This window comes from Kribbella sp. NPDC050820 (assembly GCF_040653975.1).
GTDB lineage: Bacteria > Actinomycetota > Actinomycetes > Propionibacteriales > Kribbellaceae > Kribbella.
Window position 1 is genome coordinate 429,528 of record NZ_JBFAHB010000001.1, and the last position, 26,510, is coordinate 456,037.

General features: G+C 69.5%; 25 protein-coding genes and 1 pseudogene. 13 read left to right on the forward strand and 13 right to left on the reverse strand.

All coding sequences use genetic code 11. From position 1 onward, the window contains the following. Positions 1-19: 19 nt before the first annotated feature. The 5 genes from AB0H36_RS02160 to AB0H36_RS02180 all read right to left on the reverse strand — a co-directional run bounded on the left by AB0H36_RS02160 (position 20) and on the right by AB0H36_RS02180 (position 3,815). Positions 20-508: a hypothetical protein gene (locus tag AB0H36_RS02160; protein WP_360514974.1), complete on the reverse strand. Its 489-nt coding sequence runs from the start codon at positions 506-508 to the stop codon at positions 20-22. Positions 509-683: 175 nt separating this feature from the next. Then, complete coding sequence (locus AB0H36_RS02165) at positions 684-1,301, reverse strand: CDP-alcohol phosphatidyltransferase family protein (RefSeq protein WP_360514977.1); 618 nt, start codon at positions 1,299-1,301, stop codon at positions 684-686. Then, entirely contained in the window at positions 1,301-2,626 is a 1,326-nt protein-coding gene (locus AB0H36_RS02170) for a hypothetical protein (protein WP_360514980.1), read from the reverse strand. Before AB0H36_RS02170 ends, AB0H36_RS02165 begins: the two co-directional genes overlap by 1 nt. Further along, the gene (locus AB0H36_RS02175) at positions 2,626-3,297 is read right to left on the reverse strand and encodes an ABC transporter ATP-binding protein (protein WP_360514982.1); all 672 of its coding nucleotides are present in this window, start codon (positions 3,295-3,297) and stop codon (positions 2,626-2,628) included. Before AB0H36_RS02175 ends, AB0H36_RS02170 begins: the two co-directional genes overlap by 1 nt. Further along, positions 3,294-3,815 (reverse strand): PadR family transcriptional regulator, encoded by a 522-nt coding sequence (locus tag AB0H36_RS02180; protein ID WP_360514985.1) that lies wholly within the window; start codon positions 3,813-3,815, stop codon positions 3,294-3,296. Before AB0H36_RS02180 ends, AB0H36_RS02175 begins: the two co-directional genes overlap by 4 nt. Before the next feature lie 124 nt (positions 3,816-3,939). Between AB0H36_RS02180 and purS the strand changes: the two genes are divergently transcribed. Genes purS through purL form a run of 4 tightly spaced genes read left to right on the forward strand, consistent with a single transcriptional unit; the run spans position 3,940 to position 9,182 of the window. Beyond that, the gene (gene purS / locus AB0H36_RS02185; protein WP_360514988.1) at positions 3,940-4,191 is read left to right on the forward strand and encodes a phosphoribosylformylglycinamidine synthase subunit PurS; all 252 of its coding nucleotides are present in this window, start codon (positions 3,940-3,942) and stop codon (positions 4,189-4,191) included. Continuing rightward, positions 4,191-4,862, forward strand: a complete 672-nt coding sequence (purQ, locus tag AB0H36_RS02190; RefSeq protein WP_360514991.1) for a phosphoribosylformylglycinamidine synthase subunit PurQ — start codon at positions 4,191-4,193, stop codon at positions 4,860-4,862. Before purS ends, purQ begins: the two co-directional genes overlap by 1 nt. Next, entirely contained in the window at positions 4,862-6,919 is a 2,058-nt protein-coding gene (locus AB0H36_RS02195) for a hypothetical protein (RefSeq protein WP_360514994.1), read from the forward strand. The genes purQ and AB0H36_RS02195 overlap by 1 nt, the downstream gene beginning before the upstream one ends. Before the next feature lies 1 nt (position 6,920). Beyond that, positions 6,921-9,182: a phosphoribosylformylglycinamidine synthase subunit PurL gene (gene purL / locus AB0H36_RS02200; RefSeq protein WP_360514997.1), complete on the forward strand. Its 2,262-nt coding sequence runs from the start codon at positions 6,921-6,923 to the stop codon at positions 9,180-9,182. Here purL and AB0H36_RS02205 read toward each other — a convergent pair. Next, the gene (locus AB0H36_RS02205; protein ID WP_360515000.1) at positions 9,179-9,541 is read right to left on the reverse strand and encodes a hypothetical protein; all 363 of its coding nucleotides are present in this window, start codon (positions 9,539-9,541) and stop codon (positions 9,179-9,181) included. The genes purL and AB0H36_RS02205 overlap by 4 nt on opposite strands. A 136-nt stretch (positions 9,542-9,677) precedes the next feature. On the opposite strand from AB0H36_RS02205, the gene AB0H36_RS02210 reads away from it, so the two are divergent. From AB0H36_RS02210 to AB0H36_RS02220, 3 genes are all read left to right on the forward strand, one after another. Next, complete coding sequence (locus AB0H36_RS02210) at positions 9,678-10,163, forward strand: DUF1707 domain-containing protein (protein ID WP_360515003.1); 486 nt, start codon at positions 9,678-9,680, stop codon at positions 10,161-10,163. Positions 10,164-10,235: 72 nt separating this feature from the next. Further along, positions 10,236-10,784 (forward strand): GNAT family N-acetyltransferase, encoded by a 549-nt coding sequence (locus tag AB0H36_RS02215; RefSeq protein ID WP_360515006.1) that lies wholly within the window; start codon positions 10,236-10,238, stop codon positions 10,782-10,784. Beyond that, positions 10,781-11,437, forward strand: coding sequence for a hypothetical protein (locus AB0H36_RS02220; protein ID WP_360515009.1), 657 nt, complete (start codon positions 10,781-10,783; stop codon positions 11,435-11,437). Before AB0H36_RS02215 ends, AB0H36_RS02220 begins: the two co-directional genes overlap by 4 nt. Here AB0H36_RS02220 and ptsP read toward each other — a convergent pair. The 5 genes and pseudogenes from ptsP to AB0H36_RS02245 form a co-directional block, all read right to left on the reverse strand. After that, positions 11,416-13,350, reverse strand: coding sequence for a phosphoenolpyruvate--protein phosphotransferase (ptsP, locus tag AB0H36_RS02225; protein WP_360515123.1), 1,935 nt, complete (start codon positions 13,348-13,350; stop codon positions 11,416-11,418). The genes AB0H36_RS02220 and ptsP overlap by 22 nt on opposite strands. A gap of 54 nt (positions 13,351-13,404) precedes the next feature. Then, positions 13,405-13,785: pseudogene (dhaM, locus tag AB0H36_RS02230) on the reverse strand (dihydroxyacetone kinase phosphoryl donor subunit DhaM); the annotation flags it as partial. After that, positions 13,782-14,405, reverse strand: coding sequence for a dihydroxyacetone kinase subunit DhaL (gene dhaL, locus AB0H36_RS02235; protein WP_360515126.1), 624 nt, complete (start codon positions 14,403-14,405; stop codon positions 13,782-13,784). The pseudogene dhaM and the gene dhaL, both read right to left, overlap by 4 nt. Before the next feature lie 2 nt (positions 14,406-14,407). Beyond that, positions 14,408-15,412 carry a dihydroxyacetone kinase subunit DhaK gene (dhaK, locus tag AB0H36_RS02240; RefSeq protein ID WP_360515012.1) on the reverse strand — a complete coding sequence of 335 codons (1,005 nt, stop codon included), beginning with the start codon at positions 15,410-15,412 and terminating at the stop codon, positions 14,408-14,410. 87 nt (positions 15,413-15,499) lie between these two features. Further along, positions 15,500-16,060, reverse strand: a complete 561-nt coding sequence (locus AB0H36_RS02245) for a sigma-70 family RNA polymerase sigma factor (RefSeq protein WP_360515015.1) — start codon at positions 16,058-16,060, stop codon at positions 15,500-15,502. 62 nt (positions 16,061-16,122) lie between these two features. Here AB0H36_RS02245 and AB0H36_RS02250 point away from each other — a divergent pair, with 62 nt between their 5' ends. Then, on the forward strand, positions 16,123-17,691 hold the full coding sequence (locus AB0H36_RS02250; RefSeq protein ID WP_360515018.1) for a serine/threonine-protein kinase: 1,569 nt from the start codon (positions 16,123-16,125) through the stop codon (positions 17,689-17,691). Between the two features lie 10 nt (positions 17,692-17,701). Beyond that, complete coding sequence (locus tag AB0H36_RS02255; RefSeq protein WP_360515020.1) at positions 17,702-17,833, forward strand: hypothetical protein; 132 nt, start codon at positions 17,702-17,704, stop codon at positions 17,831-17,833. Between the two features lie 21 nt (positions 17,834-17,854). Here the strand turns inward: AB0H36_RS02255 and AB0H36_RS02260 are convergent, their stop codons facing one another. After that, positions 17,855-18,613: a hypothetical protein gene (locus AB0H36_RS02260; protein WP_360515023.1), complete on the reverse strand. Its 759-nt coding sequence runs from the start codon at positions 18,611-18,613 to the stop codon at positions 17,855-17,857. 119 nt (positions 18,614-18,732) lie between these two features. After that, positions 18,733-19,425, reverse strand: coding sequence for a hypothetical protein (locus AB0H36_RS02265; RefSeq protein WP_360515025.1), 693 nt, complete (start codon positions 19,423-19,425; stop codon positions 18,733-18,735). A 306-nt stretch (positions 19,426-19,731) separates the two neighbouring features. Here AB0H36_RS02265 and AB0H36_RS02270 point away from each other — a divergent pair, with 306 nt between their 5' ends. Genes AB0H36_RS02270 through AB0H36_RS02285 form a run of 4 tightly spaced genes read left to right on the forward strand, consistent with a single transcriptional unit; the run spans position 19,732 to position 26,502 of the window. Further along, positions 19,732-21,018: an extracellular solute-binding protein gene (locus AB0H36_RS02270; RefSeq protein WP_360515028.1), complete on the forward strand. Its 1,287-nt coding sequence runs from the start codon at positions 19,732-19,734 to the stop codon at positions 21,016-21,018. Further along, positions 21,015-21,947, forward strand: a complete 933-nt coding sequence (locus AB0H36_RS02275; protein ID WP_360515031.1) for a sugar ABC transporter permease — start codon at positions 21,015-21,017, stop codon at positions 21,945-21,947. The genes AB0H36_RS02270 and AB0H36_RS02275 overlap by 4 nt, the downstream gene beginning before the upstream one ends. Next, entirely contained in the window at positions 21,944-22,771 is an 828-nt protein-coding gene (locus AB0H36_RS02280) for a carbohydrate ABC transporter permease (protein ID WP_360515034.1), read from the forward strand. The genes AB0H36_RS02275 and AB0H36_RS02280 overlap by 4 nt, the downstream gene beginning before the upstream one ends. A gap of 2 nt (positions 22,772-22,773) precedes the next feature. Further along, positions 22,774-26,502, forward strand: coding sequence for a hypothetical protein (locus AB0H36_RS02285; protein ID WP_360515037.1), 3,729 nt, complete (start codon positions 22,774-22,776; stop codon positions 26,500-26,502). The last annotated feature ends 8 nt before the right edge of the window (positions 26,503-26,510 follow it).

Sequence of the window (26,510 nt, forward strand, 5' to 3'; positions counted from 1 at the left end):
TGGCCTGGCGGTCCGCGACTCACACCAGGCTGACGCCGAGGGCCAGGAGGACGAAGCGGGCGGCTCGGCCGAGCAGGACTGACAGGCTGAAGGTGAGCACGCCCATGCGGGAGGCGCCGCCGATGAGCGCGACGCCGTACAGGGGTGGGATGCCGACCGATGCGCTCAGCAGCGTGACGGGGATGCCCAAGCGGCGGTCGCTCATGGCGTCGAGGAGGCGTTTGCTGACGTCACGGTTCCACTGGACGAAGCGGCCCCAGCGGGTGTCCAGGTTGACGGCCTTCGGCTCCTCGGTCTTCCGGGCGGCGTACCCCGGGCGGTAGCGGACGGCGAGGAACATGGCGACCTTGCCGATCGTCTGCCCGACCGAGACCCCGGTTGCTGCGACCACCGGGTCCAGTGCCCCGGACACGCCGACGCCGAGGACATATGCCTCGGCGTTCATTACCGGAATGACGGCGGACCCGATACCGAAGCCCACCGCCAATGCCAGTTGCCAGACCCACATGACCCCGAGGCTATGTGCCGTCAGCAAGGGTGCCACGCATCCCACCTCCACTCCCGGGGTGAACCAGGGCCCCACCCGATGCACCCCCTGCCCCCCTTGACGTCGTCCCCCATGCCGCCAGCACGGGCCTGCGGCGCGTGAAAGCAGAGGAGGTGGGCACGCTGGATGGCAAAGCTCAGGTTTCGGGGGTGGCGGGGTGGGGGCCGCGGAGGATGGTTAGGAGGCGGTAGGTGGAGACGATCTTCACGACCAGGGCGGCGGTGGCGACGCCGTACGGGAGCCAGTGGGCGCCGGTCTGGTGGGCGATGATCAGCGAGATCACCACGGCCGCGGTGTTGACCGCCTTGGCCGGTTTGGACCAGTTCCACAGCCAGATCGGCCGGTCGACCTTGTAGAAATAGTTCGGGCTGAGCGTGCCCGGCCAGAGCAGGAAGGCCAGCGACAGCATCGTGTCCAGTACGCCGAACTGGACCAGAAAGATCGCCAGCGGTCCGATCGTCGCCGGGAACGTGGCCATGAACGCGGCCGCCAGCAGGAACGAGCAGGCCCGGTCGCAGACGATGTCGAACACGGCGCCGGCCACCGACTCCTCGTCGCGGTAGCGCGCGACCGCCCCGTCGGCCATGTCGCCGACCCAGTACGCGGCGTACCCGACCACCAGCCAGCTCAGCGCGCCGGTGCGGAACGCGATGGCGGCGATCACCATCGCGACGACGGTGCGGACCAGGGTGATGCGGTTCGGAACGCCCAGCAGCAGCGCCGGCGCCGAAGATCCCGCCAAAAGCACACTCATCAGGCTGCCCTCAGATTCTCGGGATCGAGTGCGTCCCGGACTTGGTTGCGAAGCAGGTGGCCGGCTGCGACGCCGCCGAGCAGGCCGATCAGCCAGCCGGCGATCGTCAGCCCAGCAGAGGCGAGCACCGTGCCGAGATGGAACGGGCTGGTGAACCCGCCGATCAGCCGGCCGAGGCCGAGCAGCGTGCCCAGGAGCATGCCGCTTGCGAGCGCCGGCGCGGCAACCGCAGTCAGCTGCCTCCGGATCACCCGGCGCAGGAACTGTGTGTCGACGCCCAGTGCGGTAAGGCACGCGAGTTGGCGACGCTGGTCCACCAGTTGGTCGGCCACACCGACGACCAGTGCGGCCATGCCGGTCAGCACGATGAGCAGGACGCCGACCGCGCCGAGCACGTACCCGGTCACGTAGAAGTCGGCCCGCCCGATGATCTGCTCGCCCTCGGTCAGTACGCCGATGGTCCCGTGCACCAGCGTGCCGACCAGAAAGCCGCAGCAGGCGAGCACAGTCGCCATCCGGCTCGACGACCGGGCGTCGGTGACCAGGCGGACACCGGTCAGCAGGTTGGCCGGGTCGCCGGACCGCTGCAGCCGGCGGCCGATGGCCCGGATCCACAGCGGGGAGAGGCTGAGGAAGAACAGCGCCAACCCGATCATCAGCACAGTCGACGCGATGTACCCGGCCCAGCGGACCGTCGCCAGCCCGAGGACGATCATCACGGGCCCGGCGATGATGCCGGTGCGCACCTGCTCCGGTTGCTCGACGCTCGGCTCCAGCTGGTCGCGGTGCAGCAGGCTGCCGATCAATGCGCCGGCCGCAGTCGTCATCACCACCACCGGAATCCACACGATCAGGTCCAGCAGCTCTGCGCCCGGGAGGATCCGCGCCATGCGCGGCAGTGCGCCCAGCAACAGGCTGAGCGCCAGGTACACCGGCCCCGCGAGCAGTCCGCCGGCCAACCCCGCCATGGCCGCGTCTGTCACGGACAGCTGTCGCACCTGCTTCCGGGAGGCGCCCGCCAGTCGCAGCGCTGCGAGTCGCCGTTCGCGGGCCGCCGTACCGAGTCGCAAGGCCTGCACGGCCAGACCACCGGTGAGTACGGCGAGGATGACCAGGATCGCGATCAGTCCCGAGCGGAGACCGGCCTCGGCGATGTAGTTGCTGTAGACGGTCTCCGGCAGCATGTCGCTGCCCAGCCGCACGATTCGCAGTGCGCCGAGCAGGAGCGCACCACTGAGCCCCAGCGCTGCTGTGGCCAGTTGGATGCGGCTGCGATCGGCGGGCGTGCGCGACCGAGCGAGCTGGACCAGCGTCTCGAGCGTCATCAGAGCGCGACCTCGTGCTGGATCACGCCGTCGCGCAGCCGGATCTCCCGGTCCGCCGACGCTGCGACGAGGTTGTCATGCGTCACCATCACCAGAGCCGCCCCGCGGTTCCGCGACGCCCGCAGCAACACCTCGAGCAGCTCCTGACCGGCCCGGCTGTCCAGGCTGCCCGTCGGCTCATCCGCGAGTACGACGGAAGGTCCGGTGACGAGGGCACGGGCGACGGCTGCTCGCTGGGTCTGGCCGCCGGACAGCTCAGCAGGCACCGCGTCGGCCTCGTCGGCGATACCGACCTGCTTGAGCCAGTCCAGCGCGGTCTCGTGCGCCTCAGCTCGCTCATGTCCGTCCAGCAGCAGCGGCAGCGCGACGTTGTCGACCAGTGCGAGATCAGGCACGAGCTGCCCGAACTGCAGCACGACGCCGACCTTGGTACGGCGAAGCCGTGCGCGCTCCTCCTCCGGCAGTTCGGCCAGGTCCTGCCCGGACACCCGCACTGTGCCGGTGTCCGGAGCCAGGATGCCCGCGGCGCAGTGCAGCAGCGTGGACTTCCCGCAGCCGCTGGCGCCGGTGATCGCGACGACCTCACCGGGCTTGACCTGGAGCGTGACACCCCTGAGGGCCGGGTTGCGGCGGTACGAGTACTCGACGCTGGTCAGCTCCAGTGCGCTCATGAACGCTGATCCTTCTGCTCGGAGATGTGTTCCAGGGCGCTGTCCAGCCAGCGCAGGTCGGCGTCGAGGTGGGCCACGATGTACTCGCGGACCAGCGGCGACGTCGGGTCGTCCTCGGCCGGTGTCTCCCGCAGTTCGCGGATCCGGCGCAGGTGGCTCGCCCGCTGCCGAGCCAGGAACGCGGCCGCGTCGCCACCGGTCCGGATCGCCGCGACGAGCTTGCGCAGCACCTCGTCAGCGCTGCCCCAGGCCGGCGGCACCGGGTCGCTGAGCCACTCCTCAAGGTGGTCGCGGCCCTTGCTCGTCAGTGCGTAGACCGTCCGGTCCGGACCGCCGCCGGAGGTCTTGTCCACCACCTCGACGAGCCCGTCCCGCTCCAGCCGCCCGAGCGTTGTGTAGACCTGCCCGAACGCCAGCGGGCGACCGTCCGGGAACCAGGAGTCATGGCCCCGCTTCACGTCGTACCCGTGGGCAGGGCCGCGGGACAGCAGTCCCAGCACCAGCTCCGCAGTGGCCATGGAACGACTATACACCGCGTGTATGTACTGAGTGAATAGTCCGGAATTCCGGCCGATGCTGGGGAACTGGGCATCGGTCGGTAGGATTCAGGCGTCACCCCGGAACGAGACCTGGAGTAAGTCAGTGGCTCGCGTTGTCGTCGACGTCATGCTCAAGCCCGAGATCCTCGACCCGCAGGGCAAGGCGGTGCACGGCGCGTTCGGCCGGCTCGGCTTCGACGGCGTGGCCGACGTCCGCCAGGGCAAGCGGTTCGAGATCACCCTGGACGGCGAGGCGACCGAGGAGCGGGTCGCCGAGATCCGCAAGGCCGCCGACACGCTGCTGGCCAACCCGGTGATCGAGGACTACACCCTGCACGTCGAGGTCGACGCCTGATGAAGATCGGGGTCGTCACCTTCCCGGGCTCGCTGGACGACGTCGACGCAAGGCGCGCGGCCGCGGTGGCCGGCGCCGAGCCGGTCGCGCTCTGGCACGCCGACGCCGACCTGCACGGGGTGGACGCGGTCGTCCTGCCGGGCGGGTTCTCGTACGGCGACTACCTCCGGGCCGGCGCGATCTCCCGGTTCGCCCCGGTGATGGAGACCATCGTCAAGAAGGCGGGCGAAGGCCTGCCGGTGCTCGGGATCTGCAACGGCTTCCAGGTGCTGTGCGAGTCGCACCTGCTGCCCGGCGCCCTGATCAAGAACCACCACCGCAAGTTCCTCTGCAAGGACCAGTCGCTGCGGATCGAGAACAACCGCACCGCGTGGACGTCGGACTACGACGCCAACCACGAGATCACCATCGTGCTCAAGAACCAGGACGGCTCGTTCGTCGCGGACGAGGCGACCCTGGACCGGCTGGAGGGCGAGGGCCGGGTCGTCGCCCGCTACCTGGGCGAGAACCCGAACGGCTCGTACCGCGACATCGCCGGGATCACCAACGAGCGCGGCAACGTGGTCGGCCTGATGCCGCACCCCGAGCACTGCGTCGAGACCCTGACGGGCCCGACCACCGACGGCCTGGGCTTCTTCACCTCGGTGCTGAAGGCCGTCGTCGCCGGCTGATGAGCTCGACTGGGTTGCGGCGAGTCCTGGTCCGCACCCTCTTCCTGACCCTGGCGGCGCTGTTCGTCACCACCGGTACGGCGGGCGCGCAGCCGAGCAGCCTGTTGGCCAAGGTGGTGGTGATCGGCGTCCCTGGCCTGACCTGGAACGACGTGAAGGCGTCGCCCGAGCTGACTGCGCTGGTGAACGAGTCGCACGTCGGCTCGATCACCGTGAAATCGGCCGGTCCGCGCACCTGTCCGGTCGACGGCTGGCTGACCATCAGCGCCGGCACCCGGGCGTGGGGCAGTGTCCCCGACCAGGCCTGTGGCGACCTCCCTGCTGTCAGCAACGGCCAGGTCGAGGGATGGCAGACGTACGTCGACCGCCAGGCCGAGCACCACACCGGCGCCCCCATCGGCCGACTGGGCCAGACGGGCTACCCGATCTGCGGCTTCGGTCCGGGCGCTGCGGTCGCGCTGGCTCGCACCGACGGCTCGGTGACCAACTGGCAGCCCGAGTTCGATGCGGCCAGGCTGGCGAGCAACGAGTGCGGCGACGCCATCGTCGCCGCCGGCCCGATGCCTCCGCGCGAAGGACGGGACGAGGCCCGGAAGAGAGTCGCAGACCTGGTCGCCCAGGCGCGCTCGGCCGGCGGCTGGGTCTTGCTGGTCGGCGTCAGCCAGACGATGGCCAACGAGCACCAGCAACCGCTCGTCGCCATGCAGGTGCCGCCGGACGACGGCCCACGTTGGCTCACCAGCGACAGCACCCGCCGTCCCGGCCTGATCCAGCTGACCGACGTGACCGCGACCATCCTCAAGGAACGCGACGTCGCCGAGGTCGACCCGGCCGGGTCCGAGGCGGCCGGGCCGCTGGACGGCAGCGAGATCCACTTCACGGGCGATCGCCACAGCGATGCTGCGACCGTGATCGAGGAGCGGCTCGACACCAATGAGCGGTTCGAGCAGCCGCGGCCGATGCTGTTCGCGGTGTCGCTGACGATCCTGGCCGCGGAGCTGATCGCGCTGGCCTGGTTCGTGATCACGCGCAGTCCGCTGTCTCGCCGTACCTTCGTCTTCACGCTGCTGACGCAGGGTGGGTTCTTCATCGCGGTCTTCCTGTCGACGGCGACCATGTGGTGGCGCTGGCCGGCTCCTGCGTTGTCCTTGTACTGCGTGGTGATCGGCATCAGCGCCTTGCTGGCTGCTGTGGCTCAGATCGCCTTCAAACGCTATGCATTCCTCGGGATCGCTGGGGCGGCGTACGGGATCTTGCTGGTGGACGGAGTCCTCGGGACGCCGCTGCAGTTCGGCAGCATGTTCACCGACGGGCCGGTGATGGGCGGACGGTTCTACGGCTTCGGCAACTCCACGTTCGCCACGCTGGCGGTCGCTGCGCTGGTCATGGCGGGCTGGGCGGCGCAGAGGCTTCTCGACCAGAGCAGGAAGCAGGCTGCGCTCGCAGTACTCGCCATCGGGGGCGCTGCCATCGTCGTGGACGGTCGGCCGGGCTGGGGGACGGACTTCGGCGGCATCCTGGCGCTGACACCCGCCGTACTGCTTATGGCGTGGCTGACGTGGCGGGGGAGCATCTCCTGGCGCGCACTGCTCGGTGTGGGCGCGGCCGGCGTGCTGGCGGTGTCTGCGGTCGCGTTCCTCGACTATCTGCGGCCGGCGGACCAGCGGAGTCACTTCGGCACGTTCGTGGCCCGGCTGCTCGACGGCGACGTCAGCGACATCCTGATCCGCAAGCTGGACATGGCTGCGCAGTACTTCGCCGGCCCGGCCGGCTGGGCGATGCTCGTCGGCGTGGTGCTGGCGATGCTGGCCACCGTGCTGCCGGACCGGGTGCCGTCGGAGAAGTACAGAACCTTCTACACAAGTCTGCCGATGATCCGGCCGACTCTGCTCGCGATGTCGACCTGCGGCCTGATCGGCATGGTGCTGAACGACTCCGGCGTCACACTGCCCGCGATCATGACCGGCTTCGCCCTTCCACTGCTGGTGGCCCACCTCGTGGCCTCCGAGCAGCCCGCTACCGTTTCACCTGAGTCCCACCTAGTGCAGGAGTCCTAACGTGTCGACCGACACCGTCAGCAACGCGAGCAGCACCCCTGACATCGAGCAGCCATGGGCCGAGCTCGGCCTGAAGCCGGACGAGTACCAGCGGATCCGGGACATCCTGGACCGCCGCCCGACCAGCTGCGAGCTGGCGATGTACTCGGTGATGTGGAGCGAGCACTGCTCGTACAAGTCGTCCAAGGTGCACCTGCGCAAGTTCGGTGACATTCCGCAGGAGACGCCGGCCGGGAAGATGCTGGCCGGGATCGGCGAGAACGCCGGCGTGATCGACATCGGCGAGGGGTACGCGGTCACCTTCAAGGTGGAGTCGCACAACCACCCGTCGTACGTCGAGCCGTACCAGGGCGCGGCGACCGGGGTCGGCGGCATCGTCCGCGACATCCTCGCGATGGGCGCGCGCCCGGTCGCGGTGATGGACCCGCTGCGGTTCGGCCCGCTGGACGCGCCGGACACCAAGCGCGTGCTGCCCGGGATCGTGTCCGGGATCGGCGGCTACGGCAACAGCCTCGGCCTGCCCAACGTCGGCGGTGAGGTCGTCTTCGACTCGACGTACCTGGGCAACCCGCTGGTGAACGCGCTCTGCGTCGGCGTGATGCGGCACGAGGACCTGCACCTGGCGAACGCGACCGGCATCGGCAACCAGATCATCCTGTACGGCGCCAAGACCGGTGGCGACGGGATCGGTGGGGTGTCGGTGCTGGCGTCGGAGACGTTCGCCGAGGGCGGCCCGACCAAGCGGCCGGCGGTCCAGGTCGGCGACCCGTTCATGGAGAAGCTGCTGATCGAGTGCACCCTCGAGCTGTTCCAGGCGAACGTGGTCGAGGGCATCCAGGACCTCGGCGGGGCCGGCCTGTCCTGCGCCACCTCGGAGCTGGCCAGCGCGGGCGACGGCGGGATGTACGTGTCGCTCGACAAGGTGCCGCTGCGGGACGCCTCGCTCGCTCCGGAGGAGATCCTGATGAGCGAGTCCCAGGAGCGGATGATGGCGGTCGTCACGCCGGCCAACGTCGAGGCGTTCCTGAAGATCTGCGCCAAGTGGGACGTGCAGGCGGACGTGATCGGCGAGGTCACCGACACCGGGCGGCTGCAGATCGACTGGCACGGCGAGCGCGTGGTCGACGTACCGCCGCGGACCGTCGCGCACGAGGGCCCGGTGTACGAGCGTCCGTACGCCCGGCCGGCGTGGCAGGACGAGCTGCAGGCCGACGGCGCGGAGAAGTTGCCCCGAGCAACCACCGGCGCGGAGTTGCGGGACACGCTGCTGAAGCTGGTCGCGTCGCCGAACCTGTGCGACAAGTCGTGGGTGACGGATCAGTACGACCGCTACGTGCTGGGCAACTCGGTGCTCGCGCAGCCCGAGGACAGCGGGATGATCCGGGTCGACGAGACCAGCGGTCTCGGGGTCGCGGTGTCCACCGACTGCAACGGCCGGTTCGCCAAGCTGGACCCGTACACCGGCGCCAAGCTGGCGCTGGCCGAGTCGTACCGGAACGTCGCGACCACGGGCGCCCGTCCGGCCGCGGTGACCGACTGCCTGAACTTCGGCTCGCCCGAAGACCCGGCGGTGATGTGGCAGTTTGCGGAGGCGATCCGCGGCCTGGTCGACGGCTGCATCGAGCTCGGCATCCCGGTGACCGGCGGCAACGTGTCGTTCTACAACCAGACCGGCGACACCCCGATCCTGCCGACGCCGGTGGTCGGCGTGCTGGGCGTGATCGACGACGTCGCCCGCCGTACGCCGATCGGCTTCACGGCCGAGATGGAAGGCCACCAGCTCTACCTGCTCGGGGTGACCGACGAGGAGCTGTCCGGCTCGGAGTGGGCGCACGTCGTCCACGGCCACCTGGGTGGCCGCGCGCCGGCGGTCGACCTGGCCGTCGAGCAGCAGTTGGCCGACATCCTGATCAACGCGTCCCGCGACGGCCTGATCGACGCCGCGCACGACGTCAGCGACGGCGGTGTCGCGCAGACGCTGGTCGAGTCCGCGCTGCGTGGCGGTGTCGGCGCTCGCGTCTGGGCGCCGGACGGCCTCGACCCGTTCCTGTTCCTGTTCGCGGAGTCGGCCGGCCGCGCGGTGGTCGCCGTACCGCGCACCGAGGAGGTCCGGTTCACCGACATGTGTACGGCGCGGCGCTTCCCGCACGCCAAGATCGGTGTCATCACTGGGGACTCGCTGGACGTGCAGGACCAGTTCGAGGTGCCGCTGACCGAGCTGCGGACCGTCTGGACCGCGACCCTGCCGGCGGCCCTCAGCTAACTCTTCGTCAGCTGGACCCGGTCCGAGCAGATCTCGACCACGGAGTACTTGGTCGTCTTCACCGTGACCGTCCCGCCGACGCTGACGTCCGCCGCGGTGCTCTCGCCCGCGGCGGTGCCGAGCAGCGAGAGGCGGGCGGTCGCCGGCTCGGCGTCCAGGTGCGTCTCAGTGAGTACGGCGCGACCGCCGGACGGCAGGTTGACCGGGCCGGACGACAGCACGCGCGTGCTTCCCGGGGTGTCCGTGCCGACACACTTGGCCGGCGCCGGGGTGGTCTCCGCTTGGTCATCCCCGTCGCCGTCGCCCGAGCAGGCGGTGAGGGCGGCGACCAGCAGTACGACGAGGCCAATGGTCTTCACGGTTGCTGCTCCAGTTCGACGTACCGCTGAGTGATCGTGTTCACCGCGGATGCACGATAGCCCGCGGAGGGGTCCGCTCCCGGTGCGCGTGCCCGGCCGTCTGGCACACTCGAAAGGGACGAGTGAGGTGAGGCGGATGGCGGACCGGCGGCCGGTCAAGCCGGGTGAGCTGATGGGGCTCGCGGCTGCGGCCGGGCAGGAAGCCCGGGTGGCGGCTGCGCGGCGCCGGATGGCCAACATCCGGCTCACCGAGGAGGAGCGCCGGGTCTGCACCGACGAGCTGGCCGAGCAGTTCGCCGTCGGGCGGCTGGACCAGGACGAGTTGCACGCGCGGGTCGACCGGCTGAACACCGCCGTCACGCACGCGGACCTGCAGCCGGTCTTCGCCGGGCTCCCGACACCGTCGCTGTACCAGCCGGGTCCGCGGAAGCCGAGCAGGTGGCGGTGGGCCGCGTTCGCAGGTGCGGTGTGGCTGGCCGCCCCGTTCTTCCTGACCGGGCTGGTGCTGCTGCTGTTCGGCCGGGAGGTCGCCGCGGCGATCTTCGGGCTGCCCGCCCTGCTCTGGACCTTCGTGGCGTACCGCTGGGCGGCCGGCAAGAGCAAACGCTCCCGCCGGCCTTGAGCGGATCTACTTCTCCGGCTCACGACGCCGGTCATTTCACCCCAGTGGTGTTGCAGAACTAGCCTGTGGGGCGTGGAGGGTGTGTTGCGGCTGGCGGTGAGGGCGGATGGGCCTGCGATTGCGGAGTTGGCGCGGGCGTCCGTGCGGGAGTTGTTCCCGGCGTACTACGACGCAGTGCAGACGGCGAGCGCCGCCGAGCACATCACCACGCTGGACCAGGCGCTGATCGAGGACGGCACGTACTACGTGCACGAGGCGGGCGGCGAGGTGGTCTCCTGCGGTGGCTGGAGCCGCCGCAACAAGCTCTTCAACGCCAGTACGGCGGGAGCCGACGAGCGACTGCTGGACCCGGCGACCGAGCCGGCCCGGATCCGCGCGATGTTCGTGCGCAGCGACTGGACCCGGCGTGGACTCGGCCGGGCGATCCTCACCGCCTGCGCCGACGCAGCGAAGGCCGAGGGCTTCACGCGGCTCGCACTGATGGCGACACTGCCCGGTGTGCCGCTGTACCGGGCCTTCGGGTTCACCGAGATCGAGACCGTCGAGCTGCCCATGCCGGACGGTGTGCTGCTCGGTGGCGTAGCTATGGAACGCCCTATCGATGAGGAGAAGGCCCTATGACCGCAGGCACCACCGTTGTCGCTCCGGACGGGACCGAGGTCGTCCTCGGTGAGATCGGCACTCGCGTGCTGCTGAAGAACTCTCGCGTCCGCGTCTGGGAGGTCTCGCTCGCTCCCGGCGAGGCCCAGGGCTGGCACCTGCATCACAACCCGTACGTCGTCCTCTGCCTCTCCACGTCCCCGTGCCACATGGACTGGCTCGATGGCAGCCCGGCGCGCCACCTCAACGAGACCGTCGGCGGCTCGGTCTACCGGCCGGTGTCGCCGGTGCACATGCTCACCAACGACGGCGAGTCGCTCTACCTCAACCGCCTGATCGAGGTGCTCGACCTGGGCGAGGAAGCGTCCGGCGACCCGTACTTCGGGATCACCGGTGTGCCTGCGGAGGCCGGGTTCGAGCAGGTGGGTGAGGTCCCGGCCAAGGTGGTCGTCGACGAGGACGACGTACGCGTGCAGCACGTGACGCCGGACGCGGGGGAGTCGTACACGTGGCACACCGGTGCGTATCCGGCGCTAGTGGTCGACCTGGACCTGGACAGCCCGGACGTGACGTATCTGGAGCCGGGCCAGAGCTACACGCTGCCCGCCAAGGCGACGCGGACCTCCGGCTTCAACCTGGTCGAGCTGCGCTACTACAGCAAGCCGCGCACCTGAGCTGCATCCCGCGCTCCGAGGATCTCCGCGGTTGGCAGCTGAGTCAGGTCCGTCTCGCGTAGGCGGGCCTTGACCAGCGGTACCTGCGGACCCACTGCGCTCAGCTCCTGCACACCAAGAGCAGCCAGCAGTACGGCGGCCGACGGATCGCTGGCCAGGTCACCGCAGACCGCTACTCGCACGCCGGAGTGCCGCACGACGTGGTCGATCAGCTGCAGTACCGCGGGGTCCAGCCCGTCTGCCAGTGGGGCGACGGCCGAGTTGGTGCGGTCGGCAGCGGTTGTGTACTGCGTGAGGTCGTTCGTGCCGATGCTGACGAAGTCGAGGCCCTTGGCAAGCGTTTCGATCCGGAGTGCGGCGGCCGGGACCTCGACCATGATGCCGACCTCCAGGCCGTCGGGCCGCGGGCCGAGCTCGTCGAGCGCCCAGGCGACCTCGTCGGCCGTCGTCACCATCGGGAACATCACGAGCACCGGGGTCTCTGCCGCGACCTGCCGGATCGCTTCCAGCTGGTCGCGCAGCAGCTGCGGCCGGCTACGGAAGACGCGGAGGCCGCGTTCGCCCAGGAACGGGTTGGCCTCGTGGTCCTGCGGCAGGAATGGCAACGGCTTGTCGCCGCCGATGTCCCAGGTGCGGATCGTGATCGGCTTGCCATCCAGCGCGGCCGCGACCGCCCGGAACGTCTCGACCTGCTCTTCTACCGTCGGCGGCGTACGGCGGTCGCCGAAGAGCACCTCGGTCCGCACCAGCCCCGACCCGTCCGCGCCGCGTGCATCGACAGCGTCCTGCACCGAGCCGACGTTCACGAGTACGTCGATCGTCCTGCCGTCCACGGTGGTTGCGGGCTGATCGGCTTGTGCTGCGGCGTGCTCGCGCTCGGCCCGCCGCTCCACGATCGTGGCGTGGATCGTCGCCTCGTCCGGCGCGACCTGGAACGACCCGTGCCGCGCGTCGAACGCCACGATCGCGCCCGCTTGCACGGCGACGTCACCGATCCCGGTGATCAACGGGATTCCCCGGGATCGCGCGACGATCACCCCATGTCCGGTCGTCCCTGCCGCCCGCACCGCAATCCCGGCGATCCGCTCGGCGTCCACAGTCGCTGCCGTGGCGGCATCCAGCTCGGGCACTACGAGGATCCCCTCCTCCGGCCGCTCCGCCACGTCGCCGGTGAGCACGCGCAGAACGCGATCCCGCACCGACCGGACATCCTGCGCCCGTTCCCGCTGATACGCGTCATCCAGCCCTTCGAACACCCTCGCCAGCTTGTCGTACACCTGCTTCCACGCGTCAGCCGCAGACTCCCCGGCGGAAATCGCCGCCCTAACATCACCCAACGGCTTCCGATCCCGCAACATCGCCAACTGAGCATCGAAGATCCCGCCGTGCTCGGAACTGCCGTCCCGGAGCCGCTCGAGCTGACCACCAGCCGCATCCAAGGCATCCGCGAGCCGCCCGTGCTCGTCGTCCCCCGGGCTGTAGTCGCTGAGGTCGACCTGCGCGTCGACAACCACAGCCGGCCCGATCGCCACATCGAGCCCGGAACCACCAGCAGCCGCCGGGCCACCGGAGCCCTCGCCTCCGGCACCTCCGACTCCCGGGCCTCCGGCCCTCTCGAAACCCCCGGTCGGCGTGTCACCGAAGTCCTGTTCGGCTAGCTCGGCGATCGCGGCGAGTGCCTCCGTGGCCTGTGGGCCTGTGGCACCCACCTGGAGGCGGTGGCCTTGTTGGGCGTTCAGGGTGGCGACCATGCTCAGGCTGACTGCGTCGACAGGTCCGCGGCCGGTGTCCAGGTCGGTCAGCGTGACCGTGGCGTCGTACGAGTTGACCAGCGCGACGAGTCGGGCCGCCGGACGCGCGTGCAGCCCGTGTTCGTTGCTCACCGCAACTTCAATCGTCTGGTCGGAAGTCACCAGGTCCTCTTGGGCAACAGGGCTTGAATCGCCCAGGTGCTCTTGCTTGCCGAGCAGGCCGCGGTTCGCCTCGGCGACGACCGCGTCGAGCGAGGCGCCGGTCGAGGCGGTGACCACGGCGGCGACCAGGCCCTCGACCAAGGGCGCGCTGGACAACCGCACCCGCTCGACCACGGACGGGTCCACGAATTCCAGCGCCATTTCGGCGCTCAGCACCGCGCTGCCCAGGTCAAGCAGAACGAGGACGCCGTCCGGGCTGTCGGCCGCGGTGATCGCCTCGGCGACGGCCATCGCGTCGGTTCCGAATGTCTTCTCGTCCAGACCGGCCGCGACCGCGATCACCGGACGGTTGTTCTCGGCAACCATTTCGGCGGCCAGGCCGACCGCGGCGGTCGCCAGCGCGTGGCTGTGCGACACCACCACGATCCCGATCATGCGAGGGTGCGCGCGGCCGACTCCAGCAGCAGGGTGGTGCTCGTCGCGCCCGGATCCTGGTGCCCGGCGCTGCGGTCGCCCAGGTAGCTGGCCCGGCCCTTCCGGGCGACCAGCGGCACCGTCGCGTCCCGGCCCTTCGCCGCCGCCTCTGCGGCCGCGTTCAGGGCGCCGGCGAGATCGGATCCGCTGGCGACCGCAGCGTCGTACGCGTCCAGAGCCGGCGCCCAGGCGTCGTACATGGTCTTGTCGCCGAGCTCGGCCTTGCCGCGCGCGAGGATGCCGCCGACCCCGGCCTTGAACGCCTCGCCGATCGCCTCCGGGGTGATCGGCGAGACGCCGGCCAGCGCGGTCCCGAAGCGCAGGAAGAACGTGCCGTACAGCGGCCCGCTCGCCCCGCCGACCTTGCTGACCAGCGTCATCCCGGCCTTCTTCAGCAACTCGTCGGCCGACGCGAATGTGGACTCGTCCAGCAGCGCGACGACCGCCTGGAACCCACGGTCCATGTTGGCGCCGTGGTCGGCGTCCCCGATCGCCGAGTCGAGCTCGGTCAGGTACGCCGCGTTGTCGTGCAAGGTGCTCGCGGTGTCGCGCAGCCAGCTGACGAAGTTGTCGACTCCCATGCTCACGCGCCCCAGCGTAGGCCGGGGGTGTTCACCGGTGCGTCCCAGAGGCGTACCAGTTCGTCGTCCGCCTTCAGCAGGGTGACCGAGCAGCCGGCCATCTCCAGCGAGGTGATGTAGTTGCCGACCAGCGAGCGGGCGACGGTGATGCCGGCCCGGTCGAGCAGTTGGGCGACCTCGTTGTACATCAGGTACAGCTCGATCAGTGGCGTGCCGCCCATGCCGTTCACGAACGCGATCACCGAGTCGCCCTGCTGGTAGGGCAGGTCGCCGACGATCGGGTCGACCAGCATCGCCGCGACGTCCTTGGCCGGTGCCAGTGGCAACCGTTGCCGGCCGGGCTCGCCGTGGATGCCGATGCCGACCTCCATCTCGTTCTCGGCCAGCTCGAAGGTCGGTTTGCCGGCTGCCGGGACGGTGCACGAGGTGAGCGCCATCCCCATGCTGCGGCCGTTGTCGTTGACCTTCTTGGCCAGGTCGGCGACCTCCTGCAGCGGCCGGCCCTCCTCGGCCGCGGCGCCGACGATCTTCTCCAGCAGCACGGTGACGCCGACTCCGCGGCGGCCGGCGGTGTAGAGGCTGTCCTGTACGGCGACGTCGTCGTTCGTCACCACCGACAGCACCTCGGTGCCGGCGTCGGCCGCGGCGAGCTCGGCAGCCATTTCGAAGTTCATCACGTCGCCGGTGTAGTTCTTCACGATGTGCAGCACGCCGGCGCCGGCGTCGACCTCCTTGGTCGCTGCCATCATCTGGTCGGGAACCGGCGAGGTGAACACCTCGCCCGCGCACGCCGCGTCCAGCATGCCGAGCCCGACGAACCCGCCGTGCATCGGCTCGTGCCCCGACCCGCCACCGGAGATCAGCCCCACCTTGCCGGGTCTCGGCGCGTCCTTGCGGTACACGATCCGGTTCTCGTGATCCACCCGCAGCCGGTCCGGATGCGCTGCCGCCATCCCCCGCAGCGCTTCACTCACAACATCACCAGGTTCGTTGATGAGCTTCTTCATGCCCCCCATCTGAGCACACGACGCCCGCCGACGGGAGCCCCCCGAGCGAAGCCCGTGCCCCTACCCCCGAGCGAAGCGAGGGGTCTTTCAGTCCTTCGGCCGCAGGAGCGGGCGGACGACCTCGCGGGCGTCGTGGATGCGGGACTTCACCGTGCCCAGCGGCGCGCCGACCTCGGCGGCGATCTCCTCGTACGACAGCCCGTAGACATCCCGCAGCACCAGCGGCGTCACCATCTGCGGCCGGTCGCGCTCCAGCGTCTCCAGCGCCTCGAGCAGGTCCAGGCGGGTGCCGGCGATCACGCTGGTGGTCCGCGGGTCCGGCTTCTCCATCGTCTCCGGGTTGTGTGCCGCCTGCGCGCTGCGCTTCAGCTTCCGGTACGTCGACCGCGCCGAGTTGGCCGCGACCGAGTGCACCCAGGTGGAGAAGCTGCTGCGGCCGGAGTACGTGTTGATCTTGGTGGCGATGTTCAGCAGCGCTTCCTGGGCCGCGTCCTCGGCGTCCGCTGAGTACGGCAGCACGCTGCGGCAGATCCGCAGGACGCGCGGGTGGACCAGCCGCAGCAGGTCGTCCATCGCGTGCTTGTCTCCGGCCTTCGCGCGCTCCGCCAGGGCTCCGAGGTCGTCGGTCGGGCTGCTGCTCTCGCTCATCTGCGCCTTTGCTTGTCAATCGTCCCCGGGCATGGGACTCCCAGTGATCCATAATGCCCTCTATGGGGGTCCCAAGCAGGCTCGGCCGTTACGTCGTGCGACGACGCCTGGGCTCGGGTGGTTTCGCTACGGTGTGGCTCGCTCACGACGAGCAACTGGACGCCGAGGTGGCGATCAAGGTCCTCGCGGACAACTGGGGGCACGACGACACGGTCCGCCGCCGGTTCCTCGAGGAGGGCCGGTTCCTGCGCCGGGTCGAGTCCGAGCACGTGGTCCAGGTGCACGACGTCGGCGAGCTCGAGGACGGCAGGCCGTTTCTCGTGCTCACGTACGCCGATCGCGGCACCCTGGCCGACCGCCTGAAGAAGGAACCGCTGCCGCTGCCCGAGGCCGTCGACGTCGTCGTGCAGGTCGGCCGCGGCCTCCAGGCCCTGCACCGGCGCGGTCTGCTGCACCGCGACGTGAAACCGGCGAACGTCCTGTTCCGCAGCACGGACGAGGGCGAACGCGCCGTCCTGTCGGACCTCGGCCTGGGCAAGTCGCTCGACGAAGTGTCGCGAATCACAATGCCCGGCGGCACTCCGTCGTACGTCGCTCCCGAACAGGCGATGGGGGAGCGGCTGGACCAGCGCGCCGACCAGTACTCGCTGGGAGCCGTCGCGTACGCCGCTCTGACCGGGCGGTCACCTCATCAGGTCGACGGGCTGGGCGCGGCGTCCCGGGTGGAGGCAGCGCCGCCGCCGAGCACGCTGGGGTTCCTGCTGCCGGAGCAGGTCGACTTCGCCATCGTCCGCGCGCTCGAACCGGACCGGGAGAAGCGCTGGCCGGACGTCCAGTCGTTCACCCGGGAACTGGTCGGCGCCCTGGACGAGACCACCCACGACTTCGTCCCGCCGAAGGTCGCGAGCCGGGAGACCATCGCGGTCTCGATCTCCGACGATGCCGGCGAGAACACGGCGCTCAGCGACGAGAACAAGCCGACGATCGTGAAGACGCCGGCACCCTCCGAGACGGTGGCTGCTCCGACCGAGCCACCCGCGGAGCCGCCGGCCGCCGCCGCGATGCCTGCTGCCGAGGCTGATGCAGCGCCCGGGCCGCCGAAGCGTCGCCGCGGTCGCTGGGTCATGGCCGCCGTACTTGCTCTGATCGTCGGCGGGGGCGGTGGATTCTTCGGCCAGCGGTACCTCGCGGAGAGTGAGGTCATCACGGTCTCGGAGGGCGGGTTCTCGGTGGACGTCCCGCGCGGCTGGGCGAAGTCGATCGCGCAGTCGGAGTGGCAGCCACCCGGTAGTCGCGCCCCGTACCCGGCGATCCGGGTCAGCCAGGACGCAGACTGGGCGGCGAACGCCACCCCGGGCATCTTCATCGGGGTGTCGAGCTCGAAGCTCGCCCTTCCGGACACGTCTCAGTTCGGTTGCAGTCAGAACAAGGCCGTCGAGGGTGGGAGCGTGGACGGCCAGAAGGTCACCGCGCGCGTCTCAACCGACTGCGGCGATGCCGGTATGGTGCTCCTCCAGCGAGTCGTGGACCGGGGGGACGCGGGCTCGCTGCTCGTCCAGGTCATGGTCCCGGACGCTGACCGTCTGGTCCGCGCGACGGAGATGGCCGACTCGGTGACGTACTCCGGTTGAGGAAGTCTGCATGCCCACTCGCAGCGAATGGCTCAGGCCCAGCGAACGGTTCCGGCTGTCGCCTGCCTTCGTCCAGTCCACCCGCCGCCGGTTCTACCGCCTGCGCTCGACCATCTTCCGGCTCATCTGGCCGGTCAACTGAGGCCTGCCCCACGGGCGCCGGTCAGCTGGGCTTCTCCGAGTTCGAGCCTGACAGCGGGCTGTCGCGTCGTACGACGTTGGCGGCGGCCTTGTCGAGGATGGCCAGCAGGGCCTCCTCGTCCTGCGGGAGACCGGTGGAGCTCATCTCGACCGCGCAGAGGTCGCTGTCGTCGGCGACCCAGCGGACGATCACGTAGCGGACGATCGCCTTCGGGGCCAGCGACGCGGGCGGCACGTAGGTGTAGGAGAGCGTCGCGTACCTGCCCTCGGTCGTGCTCGAGATGATCTTCAGCATCTGGTCCGCGGGCAGCTTCTTCAGCTCGTCGATCCGCGCCTGCATCGAGGCGGCCGGCGGGCGCTGGATGGTGAAGCCGGACTCGATCCGGAGCCAGCGCTTGCCGGTCGGGTCGGTGAAGCGGGCGGTCCGCGGCGGGTCGGGCTGCGTCATGCTCCAGTTGGACGGCACCCGGGCCGTGACTCTCGACTTGTAGACGTAGCTCACCTCGAACGTGCGGCTCTTGTAGCGCAGGTCCTCGGCCTCGAGCGGGGGTGAGTCGTCCGGCACGATCTTCCGCGGCGGCGCGGTCGGCGTCGGAGTCGTCGAGGCGCCCGGTGTCGACACCTGAGGGCTGCCCAGCGGAGCCGCCGTTCCGGTGGAGGCCGCAGCCGACCGCTCGACCGCGGTCAGCAGGCCGACTCCGTACCCGCCGGCGCCGCCGAGCGCGGTGACGACGACCAGTCCCGAACCCAGCAGAGCGCCTACTGTCCCCCGACGAGCCACGCCTGCCTCACCTCCGGATTTCCCCTACTCCCCACAGACACCGTAGCCCGCCGCGGGGTTGCAGCAGCCGCGTAACAATTCCGTGAAACAACCCTTTCGGGCACTGTCGAAGAGTCTGCTCAACTGGTCTCGCGCACGGTCCGGGTCGCGGCCAGCAGCACCTCACCGAGGCCGTCCGCGTCTTGCGGGAGCCCGGTGATGCTCATCTCCACCGTGGTCAGGTCGTCGCCGGTCGCGACCCAGCGGACGATCACGTAGCGGAGGGTCTCTTTCGGGATGTACGTGTAGATCAGGGTGGACACCGTCCGCGGCCGGCCGTCGTCGCCCTCGACCTGCTCGTCGGACTCGGTGAGGATGCGCAGGTCGTTCTCCGGGGCCTGACTCTGCTTCAGTGCGACGACGAGCGCGGCGCGGGCGTCCGCTGGGGTCTGCTTCGGCTCGACCGCCTCGACCCGGACGCCGCGCTCGGTCAACCGATCCAGGAACTTGACCTCCGCCGGCGCCTTCTTGTCCCGGGTCAGCCGCCAGTCGTCCGGCGTCTCGATCGAGACCTGCACCGGCTGGCCGTCCTCGCGGGTGACCGTGAAGCTGCGGCGCTTGTAGCTCAGCCCGGTCTCCAGCGCGGCCACGTCGCTCGGCACCGGCGTCTTGACCGGCACCGACGGCTCCGGCGGCGTCACCTCGCCGAGTGGCGCCGCCTGGCCGGTGGCGGTGGGGACGGGGACTTCGGTGCGGTCGCCGGTGAAGTAGCCGGCGGTCGCGCCGAGGAGCGTGATCAGCAGGATGCCGCTGACCAGAATCGGACGTTTCACCCGTGCACCGGTCCGGGAATCAGGCGGCTCCGGCCGGTCCCGTCGTACGGCGTGACGGAGCGCAGCACGTCGTACGGCGTGCTGTCCGACGGAACGCGGGCGGGATCGGGCACGGCGCCATCTTCTCAGGCGACCCGGGCACCCGGCCAAACAGCGTCGGTCGACTGAATCCTTTCAACGAGGTCTTGACACCCCTCCGGGCCGTCCGTAGCGTCCCGCGTGGAGAAAGTAACACGACTTCACGATTACTTCACATCACCAGGCGGTATTTCAGGGGCTCTTGCCCCACGGCTCAGGAGGAACCCCATGGCACTCGATCAGTCCGTCAGTCGGAGGCGGCTCCTGCAGCTGATGGGCGGCGCCGCCGCCGTCGGCACGCTCGCCGCCTGTGGTGGCGGGAACGGCGGCTCGTCGTCGTCCGGCGGCCAGCTGAAGGTGATCGGCGCCGGCAGCCAGGAGGCCGGTCTGCGCAAGGCGCTGGACGACTACAAGAAGGCGCACTCCGACTTCGACTTCAACCTCTCGTTCTCACCCGCCGACCAGCTGCAGACCGCGCTCCGCGCCCAGCTCGCGGCCGGGAACGCGCCCGACCTGCACGCGGTCTACCCGGGCAACGGCAGCGCGATGTCGATGGTCCAGCTGAGCAAGGCGAACCTGCTCGCCGACCTCAGCGGCCAGTCCTGGACGCAGAAGATCCCGGCCGGCTTCAAGGGCGCGTTCCAGAACGACGGCAAGACGTTCATCTTCTCGCCCGGCACCAGCGTGCTCGGCGCGATCTACAACAAGAAGGCGTTCGCGACGGCCGGCGTCGAGCCGCCGAAGACCTGGTCGGAGCTGCTGGCGGTCTGCGACAAGCTGAAGAAGAAGGGCATCGTCCCGATCGCGCTCGGGGCTCAGACCCCCTGGGTGACCCAACTGATCGACTACGCGCTGGTGCCCGGCACGGTCTACGCCAAGACTCCGGACTTCGACGACAAGATGACCGCCGGCAACGCGTCGTTCGCCGACTCCGGCTGGGCCGACGCGATGGACAAGTACCTCGAGCTGCAGAAGAAGGGCTACTTCAACGACAACCCGAACGGGACGACGTACGAGCAGGCCACCTCGATGGTCGGCACCGGCAAGGCCGCGATGGCTGTGCAGGTGTCCGCCGTACTGCAGGCGTTCCGGGAGGCCGCGCCGTCGCCGGACGACCTGGGCATGTTCCCGTTCCCGGCCACCGACGTCGAGGCGGACAACTGGATCCCCGGCGGCGTCGTGGTCGGCATCGCGATCAGCGCGAAGAGCAAGAAGGCCGACCAGGCGAAGAAGTTCATCGAGTACTGCGGCCAGCCGGACGTCGTGAACGCCTGGGCCGAAGCGGTCGCCTGCGTCCCGCTGTACTCCGACGGCGAGGCCAAGGTGGACCCGGTGCTGAAGCCGTTCCTGCCCTACCTGAAGGACGACAAGGCCGTCCCGTTCATGGACCAGCGCTGGCCGAACGCCGAGGTCCAGCCCACCCACTTCGCCGTCGTCCAGGAGCTCCTCGGTGGCAAGACCACGGTGGACGGCGCCCTGAAGAAGATGGACGAGGCCTACCGGAAGAGCGCATGACAGTTTCCTTGCAGGCGGTCCGACGCGACGCCGTGAAGGCATCACGGCGTCGCGGCGGCGGGATCTCGCCGCCGTGGTTGTTCGCGGTGCCGGCTCTGGTGGTCTACGCGCTGGTGATGCTGTATCCGAGCATCGCCGGGGCGGGGTCGGCGTTCACGGACTGGTCCGGGGTGGGGGAGCAGCGCTCGTTCGTCGGGCTGGAGAACTTCAAGCAGCTCGTGCACGACGACCAGGCGCTCGGCGCGTTGTGGAACACGCTGCTGCTGACCGTCGCGATCGTCGTCGTACAGAACGGGATCGGCCTGCTGCTCGCGCTCGGCGTGCACACCGGGATCAAGAGCCGGATGGCGTTGCGGGTGATCTTCTTCGCGCCGGTCGTGGTCAGCCCGGTGATGGTGTCGTTCCTCTGGAAGTACGTCTACAACCCGGCGCCGGACGCGGGGCTGAACGCCGCGCTGAACGCGATCGGCCTCGGGGCGCTGCGGCAGGACTGGCTCGGTGATCCGTCGCTGGCGATCTGGTCGGTCGCGTTCACCGTGATCTGGCAATGCGCCGGGTACTCGATGGTGATCTTCCTGGCCGGGCTCGAAGGCGTGCCGCAGGAGCTGCAGGAATCCGCGATGGTGGACGGCGCCGGCCTGTTCGCGCGGTTCCGGCACATCACCTGGCCGCTGCTCGCCCCGGCGACCACGATCAACGTGATGCTGTCGACGGTCGGCGGCCTGACGCTGTTCACCCAGATCATCGCGATGACGAACGGCGGTCCCGGGTACGCGACCGACACGCTGTCGACGGTGCTCTACAAGCAGGCGTTCGTGTACGGGAAGTTCGGCTACAGCACCGCGGTCGCGCTGGTGCTGGCGATCTTCGTCGCGGCTGTCTCCTTCATCCAGATCGGCTACCTGCGTTCGAGGGAGACGACGGCATGAGGACCGGCTACCGCCCGCGCACGCTGCTGCGTGAGCTCGTCATGATCGCGGTCGCGATCGCCTTCCTGTTCCCGGTCTACGCGCTGGTGACGCTGGCGTTCAAGGATCCGTCGCAGATCGCGAACCAGCCGCTGTCGGTGCCCAACCCGCCGTCGGTCGGCAGCTTCGGCGAGGCGTGGCAGTCCGCGTCGCTCGGGTCCGCCTTGCTGAACAGCACGCTGATCACGGTGTCGAGTGTGGTCATCCTGATCGTGCTCGGGTCGCTGGCGGCGTACTTCCTGGCCCGTACGGCGTCCCGGCTGAGCTACAGCCTGTACATCCTGTTCCTGGTCGGCATCATCCTGCCGTTCCAGCTCGGGATGATCCCGCTGTACCAGCTGGTCAACGACCTCGGCCTGCTCGGCACATACCAGGGCATGATCCTGTTCTACACCGGCATTCAGCTCCCGTTCACGGTGTTCCTCTACACCGGGTTCATCCGGTCGCTGCCGGCCGACTACACCAACGCCGCGCTGATCGACGGCGCCTCGCACCTGCAGGCGTTCGGGTACGTGATCTTCCCGCTGCTGCGGCCGATCACCGGCACCGTGCTGATCTTGAACGCGGTGCACATCTGGAACGACTTCTTCACCCCGCTGCTGTACCTCGGCGGCTCCGGCCGGGAGACCGTCCCGGTCCGGGTGTTTGCCTTCGTCAACGAGTACACCTCGGACTACGGGCTCGTCGCCGCCGGCCTGGTGCTGGCCGCGCTGCCGATCCTGCTCGTCTTCCTGGTCCTCCAGCGGTACGTCATCCGCGGCTTCTCCAGCGGCCTGAAGGGATAACCGTGGCACTTCCCCCTCGCCTGGCGTCGGTCCTCGCCGATCCGCCCAGGTCCCACTCACCTGTGCCGATCTGGTGGTGGAGCGGCGAGCCGCTCGACCCGGCCCGGCTGCGCTGGCAGCTGGAGCGGTTCGTCGAAGGTGGGGTGTACCAGCTCGTCGTACTGAACCTGGCCCCGGCCGGGTCGGACCACGGGTGCGACGCGGACGATCCGCCGTTCTTCTCGGAAGAGTGGTGGAGCATCTTCCTCGGGGTCTGTGACGACGCGGCGTCGCTTGGAGTCTCGCTCTGGTTCTACGACCAGCTCGGGTTCTCGGGGGCGGACATCCAGGCGCGGTTGGTGGCTCGGCAGCCTGCCTACGCCGGACGGCGGTTGCAGCGTTCGACGGTCAGCGGGACCGGCCGGCTCGTGCTGCGGTGTCCGCCGGGTGGCCGGGTGATCTCGGCCTCCGTGTCGTCGGGCGTTGACGTGGTTCTCGATGGCGCAGGCGCTTCGTGCGAGGCGGATGTCGAGTCGGAGCTGTTGTTGTACTACGAGACGGACCACGGGTTCGACTACCTGAGTCCGTCGGCCTGTACGGCGTTGCTGGACCAGGTGCACGGTGAGTTCGAGCGGCGGCTCGGGGATCGCCTCGGCCGGGTCGTGGTCGGGTCCTTCCAGGACGAGTTGCCGTCGGTGCCGACCTGGTCCGCCGACTTCGCTTCGCGATTCGAAGCACGGTACGGGTACGACCTTCGGGACCGGCTCGATGCGCTGTGGGATCTCGCCGTACCGGATGGGGCTCGGGTACGGCGGGACTACCACGCGCTCCGGGCTTCGCTGGCCGAGGAGGCGTTCTTCAAGCCGTTGCACGAGTGGCACGAGAAACACGGGCTGATCGTGGGCTGCGATCAGCAGGACCCGGCGCGCGCCGGGCTGCCGGTCGAGGGCGTCGAGCTGTACGCCGACTATGCGCGGACGCACCGGTGGTTCAGTGCACCGGGGTCGGACCATCACGGGGATGCGCGGATCCACTCGTCGTTGGCGCACCTGTACGGGCGTCCGCGGACTTGGATCGAGGCGTTCCACTCCACCGGGTGGGGTGGGACGTTGGAGGAGACATTCGACTGGCTCCTGCCGTGGTTGCGGACCGGGGCGACGCTCTACAACCCGCACGCCGTGTACTACACGACCCGGGCCGGGTGGTGGGAGTGGGCGCCGCCGTCCACTGACTGGCGGCAACCGTACTGGCGGCATCACAAGTCGTTTGCGGATGCGGTGACTCGGTTGTGCGCGGCGTTGTCGTTGGGGCGGCATGTCTGCGAGGTCGCCGTACTGTTTCCGAATGCGACGGCGCAGTCCGACCTGACGATGGACGGGCCTGGGCCGGATGCGTTGCGGGCTCAGTCGGTGTATCGGGAGTTGATCGGGGACGCGACGTGGTTTGCGCCGGTGCTCGGTGTGCTGGATCGGGCTCGGATCGATGCGGACGTGATCGATGACGAGTCGGTGGCCGGGGCTGAGGCTGTCGATGGGGCTCGGTTGACGGTTGCTTCCGAGTCCTACGCGGCCGTTGTGTTGCCTGCGGCGACGGTGCTCGAGGATGCGGTTGCTGAGCGGCTGAACGAGTTTGTTGCTGCAGGTGGGTTGGTCGTTGCTGTCGGCGCCGTACCTGACGGGTTGTCGGGGCTTGTGCTGGTCGAGTCGGCGGCGGAGGTGCCTGCGGCGCTGTCCCGGTTGCCGCGGCGGGTGGAGGCGGACGTGCCGGTGCTGACCCGGGAGGTCGACGGGGCGCTGGTTGTGTTCGTCACGCCGACCGAGTGGAGCGCGACCGAGATCGACGGTCAGCCGGTGGGGCGGGGGATCAGCCACGAGTGGGCTCGGGTCGGGTACTCCTTCGATCCCACGCGGTATCGGGACAAGGTTCGCCTTCGGGTCCGGGAGGTGCCGGGGCCGCCGGTGCTGGTGTCGCCGTTCGACGGGTCGTCGAAACCCCTTGCCCACACCGTGGATGAGAGCGGGATCGCCGAGATCGTCGTGCCGTTCACGGCCGGGCCGGCGGCGCTCGTGGTGTTTGCCTCGGGCAACGCGTCGGCTGATGCTGTATCGGCCGATGCTCCTCAACAGGTAGAGACGCTGACCGGGGAGTGGGAGTCGGAGCTGATTCCGACCCTCGACAACAGCTGGGGCGACTTCGCTTGGCCGGCCTCGGCGCCGTCGGATCCGGTGGTTGTCGAGCGCTGGGCCCTCGAGCATCGCGTCGACGGCTCGGACGAGTGGCAGCCGGCGCACGCCACCTTCGGACCGCATGGGTTGATCAACGGCGAGCCCGTCGAGTACTCCGAGTCACGGGGGATCCGCAAGGACCACATCCACCACCACGCGCTCGGCCCGAAGGGTCACGTCCCCGAGGACTTCCTGGACTTCGGTGCCGTTGGGCCCGGCCAGACGGTGACCTTCACCGCGGCGTTCCAGCTGGCTTCGGCGTTGGAGAGCACTGTGGTTGTCAGTGCACCGGCGGCCAAGGAGCTGCTGATCGACGGTCGGTCGTTGCCGATCACCGATGCCGGTGGGTACTTCGGCTCGGTCCCGGTGGCGCTGGACGCCGGTACGCATCACCTCGAATTGCGGCTGACACCCGACGAGGAGTTGCAGCTTCGGGCGAATGTGGCGTTCGTACGCGACCTGGCGGCGTACCGTCGTCCTTCGTGGATCGCGGCTGCGTCGCCCGGGTCGGCGATCACGTACAGCACGAGCGTCGTACCGGGGGATCGCACCGAGCTCACGTTGACTGCGTGGGGCGCGGCGCGGGTGCTCGTCAACGACCTGGAGATCGGACGTCAGGGCGGCTTCCTGCCGTACGAGCGGCCGACTCCCCGAGTACGCCGGTACGACGCGGCTGCCGCACTCCGTCCGGGTGTCGAGAACACGATCGTCGTGGAGGTCACCCGGCCGACCCCGATCCTGGTCGACGGGCTCGCGATCTCCGAACACGACTGGAAGGCGACGGTCGACGGCACGACTGTTCCGACCGTACGGCGGCGGCCGTGGCACCGCGCCCTCGCCGACCTCTACTTGACCCGTCGACCACATCCGCTGCCTGGGGCTGCGTGGCTCGACGGCACTTCTACTGACGTGGTTGAGCCGATCACTTTCGCCGTACCTCGCTCGACGCCGGACCGCATCGAGCACCTGCGCTTCGACCTTCCACCAGGCACCACCGGCCTGGAGGTCGACGTGGTCGGCGACGCCGTCCTCACGGTCGACGGCCAGCAGCTCGCTACTGGCTCGGGTCGAGTGGTGGCCGACGTACCTGTTGGCGCTCGTACGGGTTGGCTCACCTTGATGACCACCCCCGGCCATGAGTCCGGCGCTGCTCTCACCGGGCCGATCCGCCTCACCGTCGGCCCCGGCCGAATCCCCTTGGGTGACTGGCAATCCCACGGCCTCGCCGAATACTCCGGCGGCGTCCGCTACACCCGCCGCCTGGACCTCTCCCAGGCCACAACCCTGAACCTGGGCAGCGTCCGCGGCACCGCCGAGGTCCTAGTCGACGGCATCTCGATCGGCATCCGCTTCTGCTCCCCCCACACCTTCGACCTCCCAAACGTGGCCCCCGGCAACCACACCCTCACCCTGGAAATCTTCAACACCGCCGCCAACCATCTCGACGCCATCAGCCCCACCCACTTCGTCTTCCCAGGCCAGGGGATGTCCGGTCTCTTCGGCCCAGTGACAGTGAGCAGCAGGTAGGCCAGGGT